A 623-nucleotide genomic window follows, 5' to 3' on the forward strand; every position below is an offset into this window, starting at 1 on the left:
GCATAGGGCCCGCACGATCACCGGCCGCCTCGCGCTCGCGCCCCGCCCTTCGAGGCCCTGCAATGACCCAGCCGATCACGCGCTTCGTTCGCGATCCGAATCAAATGCCGAATGGATGCGCACGCAACCAAATCGACGCGATGCGCGGGCCTGCCACCGGCGCCGGGTTCCGTCGGGCACGGGCGATGCGTCGCGCTTGCATAGGTGCATACGCATTCACGAATTTGCGCGCGTGAAAGACTGCGTGAAAGACTGTTAACGCGCGATGTCGCAGCGCAGCGGCGATCATCGTCACAACATGTTGCAGAGCGTAAAAGCATCGACCAAAACGGGAGGTTTGCGATACATTCGCAGCCTAGGATGGTGCATATGACGCCATCGACACCGACGCCCAAAACATCCACGAGGACATCATGCGTGTTATCCGCTCCACCGCGCTGCTCGCGGGATCGCTGCTGACCCTGACACTCGCCGCCGGCGCCCAGGCGCAAACCCCCGCTGCCGCTCCGGCCACCTCGGCCAGCCAACCGGTGCTGCCCGTGATCGCGACCATCGCACCGATCTACAACCAGCTGGTCTACTTCCGCCTGCCGACGCGCTTCGTGTCGATCTACGAAGGCACG

The 623-nt window shown here is 63.7% G+C and carries 1 pseudogene; it reads left to right on the forward strand.

Going from position 1 to position 623, the window contains the following annotated elements:
• Positions 1-413: 413 nt before the first annotated feature.
• Positions 414-623 (forward strand): annotated as a pseudogene (locus tag FQ705_RS22365) (hypothetical protein); the annotation flags it as partial.

Source organism: Paraburkholderia sp. BCC1884 (genome assembly GCF_900996225.1).
Lineage (GTDB): Bacteria > Pseudomonadota > Gammaproteobacteria > Burkholderiales > Burkholderiaceae > Paraburkholderia.